Origin of the sequence: Actinomadura rifamycini DSM 43936, from assembly GCF_000425065.1 — a bacterium.
GTDB classification, from domain to species: domain Bacteria; phylum Actinomycetota; class Actinomycetes; order Streptosporangiales; family Streptosporangiaceae; genus Spirillospora; species Spirillospora rifamycini.
Genome location: NZ_AULB01000069.1, coordinates 1 through 3,230 on the forward strand (window position 1 = coordinate 1; position 3,230 = coordinate 3,230).

At 77.9% G+C, this 3,230-nt stretch carries 2 protein-coding genes; both read right to left on the reverse strand.

Annotated elements, in window-relative coordinates; translation table 11 throughout:
* The coding region (locus H505_RS46055; RefSeq protein WP_211238622.1) for a hypothetical protein at positions 1-2,339 on the reverse strand (2,339 nt) is incomplete at its 3' end.
* Positions 2,336-3,230: DUF4132 domain-containing protein (locus H505_RS0133290; RefSeq protein WP_026405397.1), on the reverse strand; the 895-nt coding region annotated here is incomplete at its 5' end. The genes H505_RS0133290 and H505_RS46055, both read right to left, overlap by 4 nt.

Consider the following 3,230-nt stretch of genomic DNA (forward strand, 5'->3'; position numbering starts at 1 on the left):
GTCAGCCCCAGACCGGCCGCGACCTCCTCGATCTTCTCCTGCGCCTTCGCCTTCAGCCCCTTGAACTTCACCCGCTGCGCGATCGAATGCAGGTTCGTCAGCGCGGTCTCGGTACCGATCGCGGCCAGGACGTCCAGCCCGAGCACGGCGCGGGCGTGCCCGCTCTCCCCCGGCCACGCGCGGATCACCGGGGCGAGGCGGAGCACGGTGCCGTCGTCGCCCGTCAGGCCGAGCTGGGTCAGCGCCCAGTTCTCCTTCGAGGACGAACCGCACGCCTCCCACCAGCGGAACAGCGCCCACCCGAACTCCGCCAGCGACTCCCGGTCGCACAGCTCGACGACGGCCGGGACGCCCGCGTACACCTCGTCCGGCTTCGACATCGCCAGCATGGTGAGGACGTGCGCGACGGCCTCGTCGGGCAGGGCGTGCGTCCGGCCGCGCAGCAGGAGCCGCGGGAGCGCCCGGAGCTCGACCCAGTCCGCGGACGGGATCACGGCGGGCAGCTTGTCGAGCGGGTCGGCCGTGACCAGCGCCTCGATCGCGGCGGCCGCCGCGTCCCCGTGGACGCGCGCCGCCGCGACGACCGGCCCCGCGCCCTCCCGGTCCGCGATCAGGCGCAGCGCGGCCTCGGCGGCGCCGCGCCTGCGGCCCGCCTTGCCCAGCGCGTCGGGGATCAGCGCGGGGGCCGCGGCGGCGCCGTGCCGGGCGAACCAGGCACGCGCTTCCTGCGCGGCGGTCTTCAGCCGGACGAGCCAGTCCGCCATCGTCCGCGCGATCTCGTCGCTCAGCAGCGGCAGCAGGAACCGGCCGAGCGCGGTCGGGGCCCGCCGGGCGACGGACACGGCGGCGCCCGCGGCGTCCGCCTCGAACCGGGCGACGACGACCGGCAGCCACCGCTCGGCGTCCCACTCCGACTCGGGCTCCCAGGTCCGCAGGCGCGGACGGGCCTGGTCGTCCGGTCCCTCCGTGAACAGCGCGACCTCCCGGAACCATGGCAGGTCCCCGGCATCGAACTCGGCGATTTCCCGCTCCGACAGGGGCCGGTAGCCGGATCCGGCCTCGGCGTGCGCCGCCCATTCCTCCCGTTCGCCGGGCGCCCACGCGACCGCGGTGACGCCGGGCGCGGGCAGGTTCTCGAGCACGAGCGGCTCGGCGCCCGTCCGGGACTTCGTCCACGGCGGCTCGGTCAGCAGCGGCGGCAGGTCCGCGGCGTCCGGGAGGCGCGCCTCGGCGGGGCGGTCCGGCAGCAGCGACGCGGCGAGGTCCGGCTCGGCCCGGACGCGCGCGGCCAGCAGGTCCGCGGCCCTCGCGGAGTCCGACGCGGCCAGCAGCGGCAGCACCCGCGCCGGGAAGCCGCGGGCGGCCGCGAGCACGGCGGGCGGGAAGCCGGGCCGGTCGATCCGGTCGACGAGCGCGCGGCACGCCGCGTCCACGGGGAGCCCGGCGAGGACCTCGGGGAGGGCGCCCGCCTGCGTCCCCCGGGACAGGTCCTGCTCCAGCGCCTCGACGATCAGCGGCGCCGCCGCCTCCGCGCCGACGCCGTCCACCAGCGACGTCAGGACGCCCGGGTCGCGGTCGCGGTACCCGACCGCCAGGCCGAGCGCGGCGGGCTGGTGCGGCGCGCCCAGCGCGCAGAACAGCAGCCACCGCCCGTGGAAGGTGACGTCCGCGGCGGCCCCGGGGTTCCCGCACAGCTCCTCGACCCAGTCGCCGCGGGTCGGCGCGAGGTACGCGGCGACCAGCTTCTGCAGCTCGTGGCCGCGCCGCGCGGCGAGCTCCGCGACCGCCGCCGCGTACACGTCGTCCGGGGCGGCGGCCAGGCGGGTGCGGAGCCACCGCGCGTCCCCGATGTGCAGCCACCATGCGCCGGACGTGTCGCGGGGCGCCCTGGCGCGGACGCCTCCCCACGCGTAGCCGGGGCGGACGTACGTCGCGTCGGCGGCGATCCCGCCCAGCTCCGCGACCGCGGCGGCGGCGAACGCGTCGCCGTGCCGGGCGACCCAGGCGTGCGGGAACGAGGGCCCGTCCGGCCGCCCGTCCAGGAACCCCGTGATGCCGGCGATGTGCGCGACGGCCGCCGCGCCGAGCGGGTCGGCGGCGCCGCCCAGGTACGCGCGGGCCGCCTCGGCGATCGCCGGGTCGGTGCCGGGGAGCGCGAGGACGTTGTCGATCTCGCCGCGGACGCCGTCCACGAGGGACGCGGCGCGCGCGGCGCGGGCCTCGTCCGGCGCGTCCGGCTCGGGCACGCCCGGGCGGTCCCGGCGCGGGTGGCGTGCGTGCCACCACGCGCCTCGGGCGAGCAGGGCGTGGTCGCCGGCCGGTGCGTGGCCGTCGGTCATGGGCGCGCTCCGTTCGTCGCGTCGGTCAGGGAGGCCAGGTCGGCGAGGACCTCGGAGGCGAGCACGGGGTCGAGGTCGCCCCGCGGCGACGGGTCCGTGCCGCGCGGCGGGGCGCCGGGGTGCCGGGCGAGCCGGACGCCGGCGAGCCGCTGGTCGCCGAGCAGGTCGGGCGAGCCGACGGGGATCCCGGGTTCGAGGTCGACGACCAGCACCCTGTCGGGGGCGAGGCGCCGGGAGATCCACGGCTCGACGCCCGCGTCCTGCGGGGCGGCGCGCTCCCAGCCCCGGTCCACCAGGCCGAGGACGGCGCCGGACGGCACCGTCAGGTCCTCGAAGCGGGCCAGCCGCCCGGTCTCGCGCTCGTCGCCCGTGAGGGCGTGGACGGGCCGGGCGAGCTGCGGGAACGGCTGCAGGATCTCGTAGTCGGCGAACAGCTCCGACCACGCCTTCACCCCGTCGCCCAGGTGGACCGGATGCGCGATCCCGACCCGCGCGGTGTCCGGCAGGACGAACGCGTCGTCGGCGGCATCGGCGAACGTGCCGTCCTCGGCGACGCGGAACGCCGTGATCGGGCGACCGTCGTCCTCGGCGAGCCACACCAGGCGGCGGACGAGGTGGCCGACGAGGGGATGCCCCGCGAGCAGGTCGCGGAACTCGGCGGCCGACCAGCGGCGGCGGTCCACCATCGCCCGTTCCAGTCGCGCGATCTGGTCGGCCGCGACCGTCCGGACGTCCTTCTTCAACGCCGCGAACCGCTTGTGCGCGGCGGGCGCGAGATCGGGGTCGTCTTTGACGCCCGGCTTGGGCAGCGACTTGCGCACCGTGCCGCCGTCATCGGTCACCGTCGGCTTGAGCTGCTCGTCGAACCCGACCGTGAACCGCCGCGCCCCG